This is a genomic window from Geodermatophilus nigrescens, from assembly GCF_900129495.1.
GTDB lineage: Bacteria > Actinomycetota > Actinomycetes > Mycobacteriales > Geodermatophilaceae > Geodermatophilus > Geodermatophilus nigrescens.
The window spans coordinates 965,095-980,616 of sequence record NZ_FQVX01000001.1; the positions used below are offsets into that span (position 1 = coordinate 965,095).

Annotated in this window: 16 protein-coding genes and 1 tRNA gene; 9 read left to right on the forward strand and 8 right to left on the reverse strand. The window is 75.4% G+C overall.

What is annotated here, in order from left to right:
- Position 1: 1 nt before the first annotated feature.
- Positions 2-619 (reverse strand): DUF47 domain-containing protein, encoded by a 618-nt coding sequence (locus tag BUE37_RS04810; RefSeq protein WP_073418937.1) that lies wholly within the window; start codon positions 617-619, stop codon positions 2-4.
- 91 nt (positions 620-710) lie between these two features.
- Complete coding sequence (locus BUE37_RS04815; RefSeq protein WP_073418939.1) at positions 711-1,256, reverse strand: sigma-70 family RNA polymerase sigma factor; 546 nt, start codon at positions 1,254-1,256, stop codon at positions 711-713.
- Positions 1,257-1,326: 70 nt separating this feature from the next.
- Here BUE37_RS04815 and BUE37_RS04820 point away from each other — a divergent pair, with 70 nt between their 5' ends.
- Genes BUE37_RS04820 through BUE37_RS04840 form a run of 5 tightly spaced genes read left to right on the forward strand, consistent with a single transcriptional unit; the run spans position 1,327 to position 6,263 of the window.
- Positions 1,327-1,971 carry a zf-HC2 domain-containing protein gene (locus BUE37_RS04820; protein WP_073418941.1) on the forward strand — a complete coding sequence of 215 codons (645 nt, stop codon included), beginning with the start codon at positions 1,327-1,329 and terminating at the stop codon, positions 1,969-1,971.
- Positions 1,968-3,755, forward strand: a complete 1,788-nt coding sequence (locus BUE37_RS04825) for a copper resistance CopC/CopD family protein (protein ID WP_083628282.1) — start codon at positions 1,968-1,970, stop codon at positions 3,753-3,755. Before BUE37_RS04820 ends, BUE37_RS04825 begins: the two co-directional genes overlap by 4 nt.
- A gap of 32 nt (positions 3,756-3,787) precedes the next feature.
- The gene (locus tag BUE37_RS04830) at positions 3,788-4,522 is read left to right on the forward strand and encodes a YcnI family protein (protein WP_083628284.1); all 735 of its coding nucleotides are present in this window, start codon (positions 3,788-3,790) and stop codon (positions 4,520-4,522) included.
- Positions 4,519-5,184: an SCO family protein gene (locus tag BUE37_RS04835; RefSeq protein WP_073418942.1), complete on the forward strand. Its 666-nt coding sequence runs from the start codon at positions 4,519-4,521 to the stop codon at positions 5,182-5,184. Before BUE37_RS04830 ends, BUE37_RS04835 begins: the two co-directional genes overlap by 4 nt.
- Positions 5,184-6,263 carry a hypothetical protein gene (locus BUE37_RS04840; RefSeq protein ID WP_073418944.1) on the forward strand — a complete coding sequence of 360 codons (1,080 nt, stop codon included), beginning with the start codon at positions 5,184-5,186 and terminating at the stop codon, positions 6,261-6,263. The genes BUE37_RS04835 and BUE37_RS04840 overlap by 1 nt, the downstream gene beginning before the upstream one ends.
- 15 nt (positions 6,264-6,278) lie before the next feature.
- On the opposite strand, the gene BUE37_RS04845 is transcribed toward BUE37_RS04840, so the two are convergent.
- The 4 genes from BUE37_RS04845 to BUE37_RS04860 are packed head-to-tail and all read right to left on the reverse strand — an operon-like array spanning position 6,279 to position 10,483.
- On the reverse strand, positions 6,279-7,106 hold the full coding sequence (locus BUE37_RS04845; protein WP_073418946.1) for a phosphocholine cytidylyltransferase family protein: 828 nt from the start codon (positions 7,104-7,106) through the stop codon (positions 6,279-6,281).
- On the reverse strand, positions 7,093-8,220 hold the full coding sequence (locus tag BUE37_RS04850; protein WP_073418947.1) for a CDP-glycerol glycerophosphotransferase family protein: 1,128 nt from the start codon (positions 8,218-8,220) through the stop codon (positions 7,093-7,095). The genes BUE37_RS04845 and BUE37_RS04850 overlap by 14 nt, the downstream gene beginning before the upstream one ends.
- Positions 8,217-8,990: an HAD family hydrolase gene (locus tag BUE37_RS04855; RefSeq protein ID WP_217651126.1), complete on the reverse strand. Its 774-nt coding sequence runs from the start codon at positions 8,988-8,990 to the stop codon at positions 8,217-8,219. The genes BUE37_RS04850 and BUE37_RS04855 overlap by 4 nt, the downstream gene beginning before the upstream one ends.
- Complete coding sequence (locus BUE37_RS04860; RefSeq protein ID WP_073418949.1) at positions 8,987-10,483, reverse strand: mannitol dehydrogenase family protein; 1,497 nt, start codon at positions 10,481-10,483, stop codon at positions 8,987-8,989. Before BUE37_RS04860 ends, BUE37_RS04855 begins: the two co-directional genes overlap by 4 nt.
- Positions 10,484-11,090: 607 nt before the next feature.
- On the opposite strand from BUE37_RS04860, the gene BUE37_RS24345 reads away from it, so the two are divergent.
- Both BUE37_RS24345 and BUE37_RS04870 read left to right on the forward strand, forming a co-directional pair.
- Positions 11,091-12,035 (forward strand): M23 family metallopeptidase, encoded by a 945-nt coding sequence (locus BUE37_RS24345; protein ID WP_281248048.1) that lies wholly within the window; start codon positions 11,091-11,093, stop codon positions 12,033-12,035.
- A 101-nt stretch (positions 12,036-12,136) separates the two neighbouring features.
- Positions 12,137-12,209: transfer RNA gene (locus BUE37_RS04870), tRNA-Ala, on the forward strand.
- Positions 12,210-12,262: 53 nt separating this feature from the next.
- On the opposite strand, the gene BUE37_RS04875 is transcribed toward BUE37_RS04870, so the two are convergent.
- Together BUE37_RS04875 and BUE37_RS23265 are read right to left on the reverse strand one after the other, a co-directional pair.
- Positions 12,263-13,072 carry a GAF and ANTAR domain-containing protein gene (locus tag BUE37_RS04875; RefSeq protein ID WP_073418951.1) on the reverse strand — a complete coding sequence of 270 codons (810 nt, stop codon included), beginning with the start codon at positions 13,070-13,072 and terminating at the stop codon, positions 12,263-12,265.
- Between the two features lie 229 nt (positions 13,073-13,301).
- The gene (locus BUE37_RS23265) at positions 13,302-13,514 is read right to left on the reverse strand and encodes a hypothetical protein (protein ID WP_139252817.1); all 213 of its coding nucleotides are present in this window, start codon (positions 13,512-13,514) and stop codon (positions 13,302-13,304) included.
- A gap of 296 nt (positions 13,515-13,810) precedes the next feature.
- Here BUE37_RS23265 and BUE37_RS23675 point away from each other — a divergent pair, with 296 nt between their 5' ends.
- Positions 13,811-14,782 carry an ANTAR domain-containing protein gene (locus BUE37_RS23675; RefSeq protein ID WP_073418954.1) on the forward strand — a complete coding sequence of 324 codons (972 nt, stop codon included), beginning with the start codon at positions 13,811-13,813 and terminating at the stop codon, positions 14,780-14,782.
- On the forward strand, positions 14,766-15,494 hold the full coding sequence (locus BUE37_RS04890) for a GAF and ANTAR domain-containing protein (protein WP_073418955.1): 729 nt from the start codon (positions 14,766-14,768) through the stop codon (positions 15,492-15,494). Before BUE37_RS23675 ends, BUE37_RS04890 begins: the two co-directional genes overlap by 17 nt.
- Positions 15,495-15,522 lie beyond the last annotated feature (28 nt).

Genomic DNA, 15,522 nt, shown 5'->3' on the forward strand with positions numbered 1-15,522 from the left:
GTCAGGACTCCTTGACGGCGATGGACTCGACGACGTTGGCGACCTTCTCGAAGGCGTCGGCGGCCTCCTCGAGCTGGTCGGCGACCTCCTTGAGGCGCAGCACCTCGAGGGCCTCGAACTCGCCGCTGTAGAGGCGGGAGAGCAGCCGGCGGTAGAGCTTGTCGGCCTCGTTCTCGATGCGGTTGACCTCGATCCAGTAGTCCGGGAGGTCCCGCATGGTGCGCAGCCGCGGCATCGCCTCGGCGGTGGTCTCGGCGGCCCGCTGGAGCAGCGCCGTCTGCTGGCTCATCTCCGGCGGCAGGGTGCCCAGCCGGGTGAGGACGACGAGGTCGGCGGCGGCCTCGACGAAGTCCATGACGTCGTCGAGGTGGCTGGCGAGGCTGTAGATGTCCTCGCGGTCGAACGGCGTGACGAAGCTGGAGTTGAGCTGGCGGAAGACCGCGTGGGTCGACTGGTCGCCGACGTGTTCGAGCTCGCGCAGCCGGTCCGCGAGCTCGGTCCGGCGCCGGTTGTCGTGGATGAACTCCCCGAGCACGGTGGTCGCCTCGACCAGGTTCTGCGCGGAGGCCGTGAACAGGCCGTAGAAGGCGTTGTCCTTGGGGGTCAGGCTGAAGGGCACGAGGGAGCTCCGGGTCGGCGGTGGGGGAGGTCGCCGACGCGGGAGCGGTCGTACGGCCGTCGGGCAGCCTAGATACCCGTTCACCGGCCGTTCAGAGCGCGTTGGCCTCCGTGTCGTCCCCGAGGGCCGCCAGCAGGTCCCCGCGGGCGCGGGCGACCCGGGAGCGGATGGTGCCGACCGGGCAGCCGGCCACCTCGCCGGCCTCGGCGTAGGACAGCCCGAGCAGCTGGGTGAGCACGAACGCCTCGCGCCGGTCGGTGTCGAGCCGGCCGAGCAGGTCGGTGACGGCGGCGCCCTCGCCCACCCGGTCGGCGCCGTCGGCGGGGCCCAGCGCCTCGAGGTCGGCGTCGTCACGGACCAGCGTCAGCCGGCGACGGCGGCGCGAGCGGACGGCGTCGGCGCACACCCGGCGGGCGATCGACAGCAGCCAGGTGCGCAGCGAGGAGCGGCCCTCGAAGCGGTGCAGCGAGGCGAACGCCCGCGCGTAGGTCTCCTGCGTCAGGTCGTCGGCGGAGTCCCGGTCACCGAGCGCCGCGCACAACCGCCACACGTCGGACTGGGTGGACCGCACGAGGGTCGCCGCCGCGAGCGGGTCGCCGTCGACGGCGGCCGCGGCGACCCGCGCGAGCTCGTCCACTGCACCCCTCCGGCTGCGATCCCCGTCTCACCGGGAACCGGACGGACCCCTTGCGACGACTATCTGACACATGCAGTGTGCACCGTTCCGCGAGGCGCTCTCCGCGCGACTCGACGGCGAGCCGCTCGGCATGCCCGCCGCCGACCTGGACCGCCACCTCGACGGCTGCCCCGGCTGCACGGCCTGGGCCGAGGCCGCGGGCGCGGTCACCCGGCGCGCCCGGCTGGCCCCCGCACCGCCGGTGCCCGACCTCACCGCGGCCGTCCTCGGTGCGCTGCCCCGCGAGCTCCCCGGCACCGCCGCGGCGGCCCGGGCCCGGCTGCTCGCGTCGGCGCTGCGCCTGGCGCTGCTGGCCGTCGGCGTCGCGCAGGCCGGCCTGGCCTGGCCGTCGCTGACCGCCGGCACCGCCGCGATGAGCGCCCCGGTGCACGTGGCGCACGAGACCGGCGCCTGGAACCTCGCCGTCGCCGCGGCCTTCGTCGCCGTCGCCGCCGTCCCGCGGCTGGCCGCCGGCGCCCTGCCCTTCCTCGCCACGTTCACCGTGCTGCTCGCGGTGGCCACCGTGCGCGACCTGAAGGCCGGGCACGTGCACGCCGACCGGGCGGCCGCGCACCTGCTGCTGCTCGCCGGTGTGGTCCTCATCGCGGTGGTCGCCTGGCGCGGCCGTCCGCGCCGCGCCGCGGCCCTCGTCGCCCGCGAGCGGGTGACCGCGTGAGCACCCTTGCCCGGCCGGCGCGCCCGGTCCTGCTGCTGCTCGTCCTGCTCGCCGGCTGGCTGTCCCTCGGCGTGGCCACCGCCGGGCCCGCCGCCGCGCACGCCGAGCTCGTGTCCACCGACCCGGGGGAGGGCGCCCGCCTCGACGAGGTACCCGGCCAGGTCACGCTGACCTTCAGCGAGGGCGTCTCCCTCGGCGCGGGCTACGCGCGCGTCCTCGGCGACGGCGGGGAACGGGTCGACACCGGCGCGGCCGAGGTGGACGGCGGCACCGTCACCGTGCCGCTGCGCGACGACCTGCCCGACGCCAGCTACGTCGTCACCTACCGGATCGTCTCGGCCGACTCGCACCCGATCAGCGGCGCCTTCGCGTTCGTCGTCGGCGACGGCGAGCTCGCCGACGCGGGCGCCGTGGCCGACGACGCCGACGTCGACCCGCTCGTGGCCGCCGCCCTCCCCGCCGCCCGCTCGCTCGGGTTCGCCGGGCTGGCCGCGGGCCTCGGGGTCCCGGCCTTCCTCGTCCTGTGCTGGCCGGCGGGCTGGGCCTCGGCCCGCATGCGGCGGATCACCTCCGTCGGCCTGGGCACGGCCGCCGGCGCCGCCGTCCTCACCTTCCTGCTGCAGGGCCCCTACGCCGCCGGCGCCGGGCTCGGCTCCCTGCTCGACCCCGCGCTGGTGTCCACGACGGCGTCGTCGTCCTTCGGGCTGACCACGCTCGGCCGGGCCGCGCTCGCCCTGGTGTTGCTCGGCCTGCTCCTGCCGCTGTGGCGGCGCGGCGCGCAGCCCTCGGCGCAGGAGCAGGCCGGCCTCGCCGTCATCGGCGCCGGGGTGGTGCTCACCACCGCGGCGGTCGGCCACCCGGTCGCGGGGCCCGTGCCGGTGTTCGCCACCGCGGTCACCGCCGTGCACGTCGCCGCGATGGCGCTGTGGCTGGGCGGCCTGGCCGCGCTGCTCGCCGGGCTGGTGCGGCCCGGCGCGGAGGCCGGCGAGCTGGCCGGCGCGCTGCCGCGGTGGTCGCGGATCGCGTCCGGGTCGGTGGCGGCGCTGGTGGTCACCGGCGTCGTCCAGTCGGTGCGCGAGGTCGGCTCCCCGGCCGCCCTGGTGTCCACGACGTACGGCTGGCTGCTGCTGGGCAAGCTGGCGCTGGTCCTGCTCCTGCTGGCCGCCGCCGGCGTCTCCCGCGTCTGGGTGCAGCAGCACCTCGGCGTCTCCCGGCCGCGGCCGGGCTCCCGGCGCCGGGTCACCGCGCACGCGTTCGCCGCGGGCGACCCCGACGGCCCCGTCGAGACCGCGGCCCGCGCCCGCGCGGCCGTGCAGGCCCGCGGCGCGGTGGAGGACGTCGGCCCGCTGCGCCGCTCGGTGCTCGTGGAGGCGGCCGTCGCCGCGGCGGTGCTGGTGCTCTCGGCGGTGCTCGTGGGCACCCCGCCGGCGCGCGCCTCGGTGGCCCAGCCGGTCGACGTCACCCTGCCCCTGCAGTCGGCGGCGGGGGAGTCCGGCAGCGTCCAGGTCTCGGTCGACCCGGCCCGCCCGGGCGCCAACACCCTTCACCTCTACCTCTTCGACGACGACGGGCAGCTCGCCCAGCCCGCCGACCTCCGCGTGACGCTCACCGAGCCCGAGCAGGAGATCGGCCCCCTCGACGTGGACCTCGAGCCGGCCGGCCCTGGCCACTGGGTGGCCGACGGGATGTCGATCCCGGGCGCCGGCACCTGGACGGTCGCCGTGAGCGTCCGGCTCGACGAGTTCACCGCCACCACCGCCAGCACCGACTTCCCGGTGCGCTGAGCCCGCGCGAGCGGGACGAGAGAAGGAGAACCGTGCCCCCCACCTCCCTGCGGCCGGGAGCCCGCGCCGGCGTCGTGCTCGCCGCGCTGCTGGCCGCCCTGGTCGCCTCCGTCGCGGGAGCCGCCGGCGCGTCGGCGCACGTGACGGTGTCCTCGGCCGACGCCGCGGCCGGCGGCTACGGGAAGCTCACCTTCCGGGTGCCCAACGAGAGCGACACCGCGAGCACCGTGGCGCTGCGCATCTCCGTCCCGGAGGACGCGGCCATGGCCTCGCTGCGCGCGCAGCCGGTGCCCGGCTGGACGGTCACGACGACGTCGGCGCAGCTCGCCGAGCCGGTGGAGGTGCACGGCCAGGAGATCAGCACCTACGTGTCGGTGGTGGAGTTCCGCGCCGACGCCGGCGGCGGCATCGCGCCCGGCCAGTTCCAGGAGTTCTCGCTGTCCGGCGGGCCGTTCCCGGACGCCGCCACGCTGTCCTACCCGGCCGTGCAGACCTACAGCGACGGCACGGAGTCGGCCTGGATCGAGCCGACGGTCGACGGCCAGGAGGAGCCGGCGAGCCCCGCCCCGGTGCTCACCCTCACCGGCGGGGACGCCGCGACCGCCGCCGGCACGGACACCGCCGCCTCCGCCGGGCACGGCCACGGCGGCCCGGTGAGCAACGAGCCGGCGGGCCTGGCGCTGTTCGTCGCGATCCTCGCGCTCGCGGTCGGGCTCGCGGGCGTCGTCCTCGGGTACCGGGCCGGCCGACGTACCGTGTCCTCGTGACCGCTCCCGTCCGCGGCCGGCTCGCCGCCCTGCTCCTCGCCGCCGGGCTCGGCCTCACCGCCTGCGGCTCCGACGACGGCGAGCAGGCAGCGGCCGCCGAGGGCCACGACCACGGCGGCGGTGCCGTCGCCGAGCTCGAGGGCCCCGGCGACGACTACGCCGGCATCGACCTGCGCGACCCCTTCCAGCGGCCGTCGTTCACCCTCACCGACACCACCGGCGCGGAGTACGACTTCGCCTCGGCCACGGCGGGGAAGCCGACGCTGCTGTTCTTCGGCTACACGAACTGCCCCGACATCTGCCCGACGACGATGGCCGACGTCGCCCTCGCCCTGCGCGACGTCGACCCGGCGCTGGCCGAGCAGGTGCAGGTGGTCTTCGTCACCACCGACCCCGGCTTCGACACCCCGCAGGTGCTCGGCGAGTACCTCGGCCGCTTCGACGCCGACCTGCCCACCCGGTTCGTCGGGCTGACCGGCGCGCAGGAGGTCGTCGACCAGGCGCAGCTGTCGGCCGGCGTGCCGCTGGCGGAGGACGACGGGCGCCTGCACAGCTCGCTGCTGCTGCTCTACGGCGCCGACGACGAGGCGCACGTGGCCTTCGACGCCGGCAACACCTCGCGCGACATCGCCGGCGACCTCGAGACCGTCGCGGGCGCGTGATGGGCGGGCGTCCCGCGCGGGCGGCCGCCCGCCTGCTCGTCGTCGTCCTCGGCGTCCTCGCCGCGCTCGCGGTGGCCGGCCCCGCGTCGGCGCACGTCGGCGGTGAGGTGGCCGGCAACGACTTCGACGGCCGGGTGACCTCGGTGCAGCCGCAGGTGGGCGGCGTCTCGGTGCGCGTGCTGCAGTTCGGCGACGCCCTCGAGGTGGTCAACACCACCGGCACCGAGGTCACCGTGCCCGGCTACTCCGACGAGCCCTACCTGCGGATCGGCCCCGACGGCGTGTGGCGCAACGCGCACAGCCCGGCCACCCACATCAACCTCGACCGGTTCGGCCGGGTCACCCTGCCCGAGGGCGCCGACCCGCGCGCGGAGCCCGAGTGGGTCCTGGTGAGCACCGAGCCGCAGTACACCTGGCACGACCACCGCACCCACTGGATGAGCGAGGGCGTGCTGCCGCCGGCGGTGGCCGCCGACCCGACGCACGAGCACACCGTCTTCGACTGGACCGTGCCGATGCGCCACGGCGACACCGCGTTCACCGTCCGCGGGGAGCTCACCTGGGAGCCGCCGCCGTCGACCGCGCTCACCTGGGTGCTGCACGGGGGCCTGTTCGCCCTCGTGGCCGCCGCCGGGCTGCTGGCCCGCGGGCCGCGGCCGCTGGCCTGGGCGCTGGGCGCCGGCGCCGCGGCCGCGCTGTGGCACGCCGCGGCCACGCCCGAGCCGCCGGTGACGGTGTCCTCGCACGCGGCCGCGCTGGTCTCCGCGTCGCTGCCGGCGGTCACGGCCGCGCTCGTGGCGCTGCTCGGCGTCCGGGCGGCCGTGCGCGGGCGCGGTGTCATGGCGGGCCTGTCCGCCCTCGTGCTCGGCTGGCTGCTGCTGGTGCAGGGCCTGCCCGACGTGGACGTGCTCTGGAGCGCGAACGTGGCCGGCAGCGGTCCCGCCGTCCTCACCCGGCTCGCCGTGGCGGTGCTGGTGGCCGGGGGAGCGGGGCTGGTCGTCGCCGGGCTGGCCGCGGTGCGGCGCTTCCGCGACCCGGAGCGCGCCGCTCCCGCGCCGGAGCCCCAGCCGGTCGGCTGAGGCCCCGGCGGGGACTCAGGGGCGGGTGCCGTCCGGCACCGGGTGCAGGCGGGGACGGCTGGTGGAGAACAGCGCGTTCGCCCGGTCGAGGTCGGCCTCGAAGTCGACCTCGACGGCGGCCCAGCGGGAGATGTCGAGCGGACGGAACCGCAGCCCGGCCTCGGCGATGGCGGTCTCCATGCCGCGCTCGAAGTAGTCCTGGTCGCCGCACGCCTCGAGGTGCTCGACGAGCACGTCCTTGTCGGCGGAGGACACGAAGTTGATGCCCACGGCCTCGCCGAGGCCGCCGCGCACCGTCTTCGACAGCCCGTCGATCCAGCCCTCGGCGTCGAGGGTGTACTTGACCTCCTCGTCGCCGACCACCGAGGTGTCGACGCAGACGAAGCTCTGGTCGGCCTGCAGCTCCGGCAGCACGGACTCCAGGACGGCGGCGTCGAAGACGACGTCGCCGTTGAGCCACAGCACCCCGCCCGGGCCCGCCGCGCGCAGCCCGCGCAGCAGGCTCTTGGACGTGTTCGTGCGCGCGTAGTGCGGGTTGTAGGCGAAGCGCAGGTCGGGCGCGGCCTGCATGACCAGCTCGGCCTGGAAGCCCACGACGGCGGTGACCTGGGCGGCACCGCCGAACACGTCCTCGACGGTGTCGAGCTGACGGCGCAGGATGCTGCGGCCGTCCACCAGCGGGGTCAGCGGCTTGGGCAGCGGGCGGCCCAGCCGGGTGCCCATGCCGGCGGCCAGGACGACCACCTGCAGGGGCCGCGGCTCCGGTGCGGCAGCCGGCCGGCTGCCCAGCGGCGCCAGGCCGGTGACCTGGGCAGTGGTGTGTGCGAGGTCAGCGAAGCGCATCGTCGTCCCCTCCTCGGGTCGTCGGGACCCCGGCGGCGGAGGTGCCGCGCGGGAAGAACAGGTCGAGGACGCGGTCGGTGGCGTGCCCGTCCTCGAGGGAGGTGTAGGTCTCCCGGAAGGCCGCGTAGCGGTCGGCGGAGGCGGCGCGGACGGCGTCGAGGTCGGCGATCGCGTCGAGCAGCTCGTCGCTGGTCGACAGGAGCGGCCCGGGGGCGATCTCCTCGATGTCGACGTAGAAGCCGCGCAGCCGGTCGCGGTAGTCGGCCAGGTCGTAGGTGAACAGCAGGATCGGCTTCCCGGTGACGGCGAAGTCGAACATCGTCGACGAGTAGTCGGTGACCAGCAGGTCGGCGGCGAGGTAGAGGTCGCGGATGTCCGGGTGGTTGGACACGTCGCGGACCGGCAGGCCCTCGATCGACTCCAGCCGGTCGGAGACCATGTTGTGCAGCCGCAGGAGCAGCACGTGGTCCTCCCCGAGCCGCTCGGTGAAGGCGGCGAGGTCGACCGGGAACTCGAAGTCGCGCTCGCCCTTCCCCTCGAACACCAGGTCGTCGCGCCAGGTCGGCGCGTAGAGGACGACGGTCCTGCCCTCGTCGATGCCCAGCTGCGCGCGCACGTCGGCCCGCACCTGCTCGCGCCGGGGGCTGCTGAGCAGGTCGTTGCGGGGGTATCCGGTCTCGTGGATCGGCCGGGGGAAGCCGAAGGCCTGCCGGAAGCGGCCGGTGCTGTAGGCGTTGGGGGAGAGCATCACGTCCCAGCGCGCGATGTCGTGCTCGAGGTAGGCCAGCCGGCCCTCCGGCGCCCACAGCACGTCGTTGTGGATGCGCTTGAGCGGGGTGCCGTGCCAGGTCTGCAGGTAGAAGGCGTCGGCGCGCTTGTCCCAGTCCAGGGGCACGTGGTCGTTGGAGACGACGACGTCGGCCGCCTCCAGCGCGGCGATCGACTCCGGGCTGCCGAACGGGACGGTCGCGACGCCGGCCGGGAACGCGTGCTCGGCGACCGGCGCGGTCAGCCAGGTGTGCTCGATGTCGTCGCCGCGGGCGACGAGCGCCTCGTAGACGGCGCGCGGGCTGTCGGAGAACAGGCCGCGGAAGCTGGTGTAGACGACCTTCATCGGCCACCTCCGGTCAGGACGGGGGAGAGCAGGCCGGCGAGCTCCTGCCAGGACGAGACGACGGTGAGGACCCCGGCCTCGCGCAGCGCTGCCTCGCGCTCGGCGCGCTCGGCGGGCTGGACGAAGAGCAGGTTCCCCACGGTGGGACAACCCGCGCGGACGGCGGAGAGTGCCCCGGGCACGGAGTCCTCGACCGCCAGGCCCTGCGCGGGGGTGATGCCCAGCTGCTCGCAGGCGTGCAGGTAGACCGCCGGGTCGGGCTTGCTGGTGGGCGTGGGCAGGGAGTCCTCGGCGCTGAACCGGACCTCCGGCGGGATGAGCGCGTCGAGGCCGGTGGCGGTGAAGCAGGCGGCCAGCCGGGCCAGCGCGCTGGAGCTCACGGCGGCCAGCCGCAGGTGGGCGGCCAGCGCGGTGAGCGCCGCGGTGGTCGGCCCGTGCGGGCGCAGGTGCTCGCCGAGGTACGCCGTCACCGCGCGCTTCTCCTCGGCCACCCACGGCTCGACGTCGGCCTCCGGCTCCCCGGCCTCGGCGGCCAGGCGGCGCGACGTCGTCCGGAAGTTCATGCCGGTGGTGGCCAGCCGCAGCTCCTCGGGGGTGAAGCGGCGTGGGTCGCCGAGCTCGGCGAGGAAGCGGTTGGTGACCTCGGCGGAGGCGACGAACGCCGGCTCCTCGGAGGGGAACAGGTTGCCGTCGGCGTCGCACAGCAGCGCCGTCAGGCCGCGGACGACGCCGGCCGGCAGCGCCGCCCCGCCGTCGCGGGGCGCGCTCACCGGGCGCTCGCGGTCAGCGTCGCGACGGTCTCGCGGACGCCGTCGCGCCGCAGGCGGGTGAGCACCGCCGCCAGCTCGTCGGCGAAGCCGGGCACCTCGCCGAGGTCGCCGAAGACGGCGGTCTCGGCGAGCAGGGGGCGCGGGTCGGTGCCGCCGGCCAGCGCGAGCGCCTGCAGGCGAGGCCCGGCGTCGTCCTCGACCGGCAGCGGGACACCGGCGTCGTCGGTGCGCTGCAGGTAGGCGACCCAGCCGGCCAGGGCGAGGGTCAGCAGGGCGTGCGGCCGGCCCTCGGCGAGCGCCTGGCGCAGCGAGGGGAGGAGGTGCTGCGGCAGCTTGGTGGAACCGCGGCGGCACAGCCGGGACAGCCGGTCGGCGATGGCGGGGTTGGCGAAGCGCTGCACGAGGATCGCCTTGTACTCGTCGAGGTCGATGCCCTCGGGGCACGGGACGAGCGGGGTCACCTCGGCGTCCATGAGGCGGGTCACGTAGGCGGCGAAGACGGGGTCGCCCATGAGGACGTCGATGCGCTCGTGGCCGGCGAGGGTGCCGAGGTAGCCCAGCGCGGAGTGGCTGGCGTTGAGCAGCCGCGTCTTCATCAGCTCGTGCCCGGTGACGTCCCGGACGAAGCGGACGCCGACGGCGTCCAGCGGCGGGCGGCCGTTGCAGAAGTCGTCCTCGATGACCCACTGGGAGAACGGCTCGGTGACGACCGGCCAGCGGTCGTCGACGCCGTACCGGCGGGCCACCGCCTCCCGCTCCTCCGGCGTGGTCTGCGGGGTGATCCGGTCGACCATGCTGCTCGGGAAGGCCACCCGGTCGGTGATCCACCGGGCCAGCACCTCGTCGCGCAGCGCGGCGAAACCGACGACGGCGGCGCGGGTGGCGTCGCCGTTGCGGTGCAGGTTGTCGCAGGACACGACGGTGAACGGCGCGAGGCCCGCCCGGCGCCGGCGGTCGAGCGCCTCCACGAGGAAGCCGAAGACCGTGCGCGGCGCCGCGGGGTGGGCGAGGTCGTACCGGACGTCGTCGTCGGGGGTGAAGGTGCGGGTGACGGGATCGAGGAGGTACCCGGCGTCGGTGATGGTCATCGTCACGACGCGTGTGCGCGGGTCGGCGAGCCGGTCGAGCACCGCCGACGGGGCGTCGGGGGCGAACAGGTAGTCGGTGAGGACGCCGACCACCCGGGCCCGCTCGCCGTCAGGGCTGCGCTCGACGACGGTGTACAGGTTGTCCTGCGGCGCGAGGGCCTCCCGCAGCCGCCGGGCGCGCAGCCCGACGCCGACGACGCCCCAGCCGGCGGAGATGCCCTGCTGGGCGATCTCGTCGAGGTAGATGAGCTGGTGGGCGCGGGAGAAGCCGCCCACGCTCATGTGCACGACGGCGGGGACCAGCGCGCCGCGGTCGTAGGTGGGGACGGTCAGCCGGGCCCCGTGCTGCTCGAGCGTCGCGCTGGTCAGCGGCCGGACGCGGTGGGGCGGAACTGCCGCCGGCACGCTCCGGCTCCACGGGACCTCCCGCAGAGGGCGCTCGGGCTGGGCCATCGAGGCATCGGTCCTTCCTGTCCAGGGTCGGTGCCCGACCGGTTCTCGCCGCCGAGGGGGCACCTGCGGACCGCGCCGGGGAACGATCATGGGACCACGAGGCGGTCCCCGGGTGCACATCCGGTGCACGGCCGGGGGCGGCCCCGTCCTGGCGGCAGGTCGCGGCCCGGCCGGGGGAGCGGGGGCACGCAGGGTGCGGGCGTCGGCGGAGGCGTCGGCCCGGCGGGAGGTCACGTCGGACCGGCGCGGTGTGTTCCACGCCGGGAGGAGCAGCATGCCCGGGCCGCCGTCACGGCAAACACAGGAGCCGCTCGTGACGCAGGGCACATGGCGTGTCACCTTCGGACACGCCGTACGTGGGGTCACGAACGGGTCACGGTGTGTTTGGATCGCTGCGACTCGATCGGGCCCGCCGGGCCACTTCCCACGAACGAGCGGGGTTCACGCATTGGCCAGTCACCGGAGCGACGCGGGTCTCCTGTCCCGCCCCTCGAACGGCTCTCCCGCGGGCGTCCCCGCTCCGCGGTCCGGCGCCCACCGGCGCCCGGCGGGCCGGCCGGTGTCCCCGCTGCGGGGCTTCCCGCCCGTGCCGGCCGCCGACGAGGCCGTGCTCCCGGCCGTGCTCCCGGCCCCGCGCCCGTCCGCCGACGAACTCGACCGCGAGTTCGCGGCGCTGGTCACCACGGTGCTGCCGGCGGAGCCCGCCCCCGCCGATGTCGCCGCGCCCGCGCCCGCCGCCGAGGTCGCCACCCCCGCGACCGCGGCCGTGCCCGCCGTCGCGGCCGCCGCTCCCGCCGCGCCCACCGCCCGCCGGCCGCGCGCGCTGCGGGACCGCCGTCCGTACCTGCTCATCGCCGCACTCGTCGCCGGCGCGATCGGGGCCGCCGTCGTCGGGGTCCCCGGCTCGCAGCAGGCCGCCGCCGAGCCCACCTCGGTGCTCGGCGCCCAGATGGAGCTCGCCACCGGCGAGGAGGTGATCGAGGCCATGCCGATGGCCTCGATCACCGAGGCCGAGGCGCAGGCCCGCCTGCAGGAGGTCGCCGCCTCCCGCGCCGAGCGCGCCGCGGCCGAGGCCGCCGCCGCGGAGGCCGCCGCCGAGGCCGCCCGGCCCAAGACGGTGCTGCCGGTCAGCGGCGCCCGCTTCACCAGTGGCTACGGGTCCCGCTGGGGCACCTTCCACTACGGCATCGACCTCGCCGCCCCGATCGGCACGCCGGAGTACGCGGCGGCCGACGGCGTGGTGCTGCGCGCGGGCGCGGCCAGCGGCTTCGGGCTCGCGGTCTACATCCTCCACGAGAACGGCGACGTGACCGTCTACGGCCACATGGAGGAGATCCTCGTCGAGGTCGGCCAGTACGTGGACGCCGGCGAGACCATCGCCCTGCTCGGCAACCGCGGCCAGTCCACCGGCCCGCACCTGCACTTCGAGGTGCACCAGGGCGGGATGGACGGCCGCCGCATCGACCCGGTCGACTGGCTGGCCGAGCGCGGCGTCGAGATCTGACCCGCCCGCCCGGGCGACGCGCGGCCACCCCCTCCACGGTGGCCACCGGGAGGCGATGTACAGTTCTCCCTGGCTCGGACGGAAGCGGTCGGGCCGGGAACGGGGCTGTGGCGCAGCTGGTAGCGCACCACACTGGCAGTGTGGGGGTCAGGGGTTCGAGTCCCCTCAGCTCCACCCGTTGACGAGGGCCTGACCTGCGGCTTCGCAGGTCAGGCCCTCGTTGTTCGTCAGCCGCGGTCAGGTCTGGCCCGCAGATGGTCCGCATGATCGTGACGTGAGGTCTGCGCAGCAGGGTCCAGTCGGTCCCCGGATCTCGGCGACCCGGACCAGGCTCCGGTGTCACAGAGCTGCAGGGCGACGTCGACGACCTTGCGGTTGGCCTCCTGAGAGGCGCGCACCAGCACCGCGAACGCCTGCGCGGCGGTCAGCTTGTACCGCTCCATCAGGATGCCCTTGGCCTGGCCGATCAGATCGCGGCTGTCGATGGCCGTCCGGAGGTGGTGTTCGGTCTGCGCGCCGGCCAAGGCGATCGCCGCGTGGGAGGCGATCGCCAGCCCCGTGTCGACGGACTCCACCCCGAAGGCGCCTGGCGTGCGTGCGTAGAGGTTGAGCGCGCCGAGGCGGTCGCCCGCGACGATCAGCTGGAGGCTCAGGCTGCTGCCCACGCCCAGTGCGGATGCCTCGGCGGCGAATCGTGGCCACCGCGGCCCGGACGCCATGTCCTCGACCAGGACGAAACGGTGGTCCCACACCGCGTCGAGGCACGGGCCTTCGTGCAGCCGGTCCTGCGCCTCGTCGAGGTCCCGGGGCAGGTCGGCGGTCGCTGCCCGCGACGTCACGTGCCGCCGTTCGTGGATGTAGCTGATGCTGGCGGCCTCGGCACCGGGCACCGAGGTGACGGCCGCGTGCGTGAGGGCGGCCAGCAGGCTCTCCACGTCGCCGTGCTCACGCTGCAGCCGGCGGGCGATGCGGCTCAGCAGCGCATCGGGGCGGTCGGTCGACGCGCCGGTCTCCGTGGGATCGCCGGGGCCTGTCACCGCGCCACGCTAGCGCTCTCCTCCTGGAGGAGGAACGCCTCGTGGGGCGCAGTCCAGTGACCTCGATCCGGCTGCCTCCCACAGGAGGAGTCGCACACGCGAGTCCGAGACACCGCAGGCACCGGGCGCCGGGGAACTCGTCGTGACGGTTGCGGCCGGCCGGCCGGGGCGCGCGGACGCCCGGCGTCGCCGACGTGCGCCTGATCCCCCTGGCGCGGGTGGGCGAGGGTCAGGGGGCCGGGTGGCGAGCGAGAGGCGGCAAGCCGCCGCTGATGAGGGCCTCGTCTGCGACGGCCGAGAGGACGAGGTCCTCGAGGGCCGGCCACTCGTGGCCCAGGGTCATCCGGGCCATCAGCTCGGCGCGCGTCCGGGTGCCGCCGAGGGCGAGGTACTTCCAGTACAGGTCGGCGATGGAGAGGCCGCTGAGGCGGCAGGCGAGCACGAGCGTGTCCGTGGTCAGGGCGACGACCTCTGGTCGAGCGACGCCCGTGGCTCGAGCACCTCGACAGTACGCCTCGTGCGGAGGCTGCTCGGGGACGAGAGCCCGAGCCGCCCCGGGCGGATCCGGCACCACCCGGAGGACCCGGACGGCACACCGGACGTTCCAGCGGGTCGCCATCGCGGGACAGAACGGAGGCGTCCTCCCGCTCGGACGCTGACAGCTGCCCAGGACGGGTGACCGGCGGGCGGCCGCCGGGATGGTCTCCGTCGAACGAGGCGCCCAGGGAAGGGAGGACCGTGACGGTCGTCGAGGATCTCCGTGCTGTCCTCGCCGACCTCGCGGTCGAGGTGCCTGAGCCGGAGCTGCTGCCGGAACGGTTGGCCCGGGCCTGCGCCCGGGTGCTCCCGGTCGACGGGGCGGGCATCGGTCTCTTCCCCGCCGGCGGCCGCCGGCTGCCACTCGGTGCCAGTGACCCGGCAGCGGCGGCCGCGGAACGGCTGCAGTTCACCGTCGGCGCCGGCCCGTGCCTGTCCGCCCACGCCGAGGGCAGCCCCCAGGTGGCTGACGAGGCGTCGATCCGCTCGCGCTGGCCGGCCTCCTACGACGCACTGGTGACGAATACGCCGATCCGCGGGGTCATCTCGCTGCCTCTGGAGGACGAGCTCCGTGGTCTGGGGGTGCTCGACCTGTACACGGTCCCGCCGACCGACGTCGGGGCGCTCGGTCTCGCTGAGGCGCTGGAGATCGGCGCCGAGGTGACCGCGACCTTCCGGACCCACGACCGGGCAACGCGCCGGCTCGTCGATGGGCCGGTCTGGCTGGACGCCCCGGCCGCCGAACGGCGGTCGGTCGTCTGGCAGGCGATGGGCTGCCTGAACTCCGGCCTGGGACTCGACAGCACCGACGCACTGTCCCTCTTGCGTGCCCATGCCTTCGCCAACGGTGGAGACCTCGACGACCTCGCGCGCCGCATCATCGACGGCGAGTTGCCCCTGGAGAGCCTCGCCCTGGACCGGGGCAGCGAGCCCCAGCCCCCGTCGAGGTCGCCCCGGGACGACCCGCGGTCCTCGACCTGGGTGTCCCCGCTCGGCAGCGCCCGTTCCCGGCCGACGTGCGTAGGCTGGGCGTGGACGTGGCGACCACCGCACGCCGGTGTGCGTCCAACCACGGCGTGCCGAGCCAGCATGGACTCCAGTTCGGATTCCGTGGCCGAGGTCATCCGCCCCGGTGCAGTGAGACCGGAGCCGCGCCATGCCCAGCAGCCATGACCCTCAGCCCGCGGACGTCGTGCAGGCGCTCGAGCACCTGGCCAGGCTGTCCCTGCGAGGGCTGTCGATGGACGACCTGCTGCAGACCGTGGCCGACCTGGCCAGGTCGGTGATGCCCGGCGACACCGAGACGTCGGTGTCGCTCCTGGTCAGAGACCGCCCGACCACCGTGGTCTCCACCGGCCAGTTGGCCGTCGACGTGGACGAGGCGCAGTACGAGCGCGACCACGGGCCCTGCCTGCACGCCGCACGTACCGGCGCACCGGTCCACGTCGCCGACACCCGGAACGACAGCCGTTGGCCGGACTACATGCCCCGGGCGGCCGAACGTGGCGCCCTCAGCTCCTTCTCCGTACCGCTGTCGATCGACGTCGACGAGCAGGTCTCCGGCGCCCTCAACATCTACGCCCGGCAGGCGCACGCCTTCGACGACGACGCCCGCGCGGCCGCGTCCCGCTTCGGCCCGTGCGCGGCGACGGCCGCCTCGAACCTGCACGCCTACGACAGCGCCCGCCGCACGGCCGAGAACCTGCGGACCGCGCTCGACTCGCGGGCGGTCATCGACCAGGCGAAGGGCATCCTCGTCGAGCGGTTCAGGATCACGCCTGATCAGGCGTGGGAGATGCTCGCCGGGGCGTCCATGCACGCCAACCGGAAGGTCAGGGACATCGCCGAACACCTGGTCCGCACCGGCGAGGTGCCCACCGAGTAGTGAGACGCGCCCGTCCTACAGTCCCTCC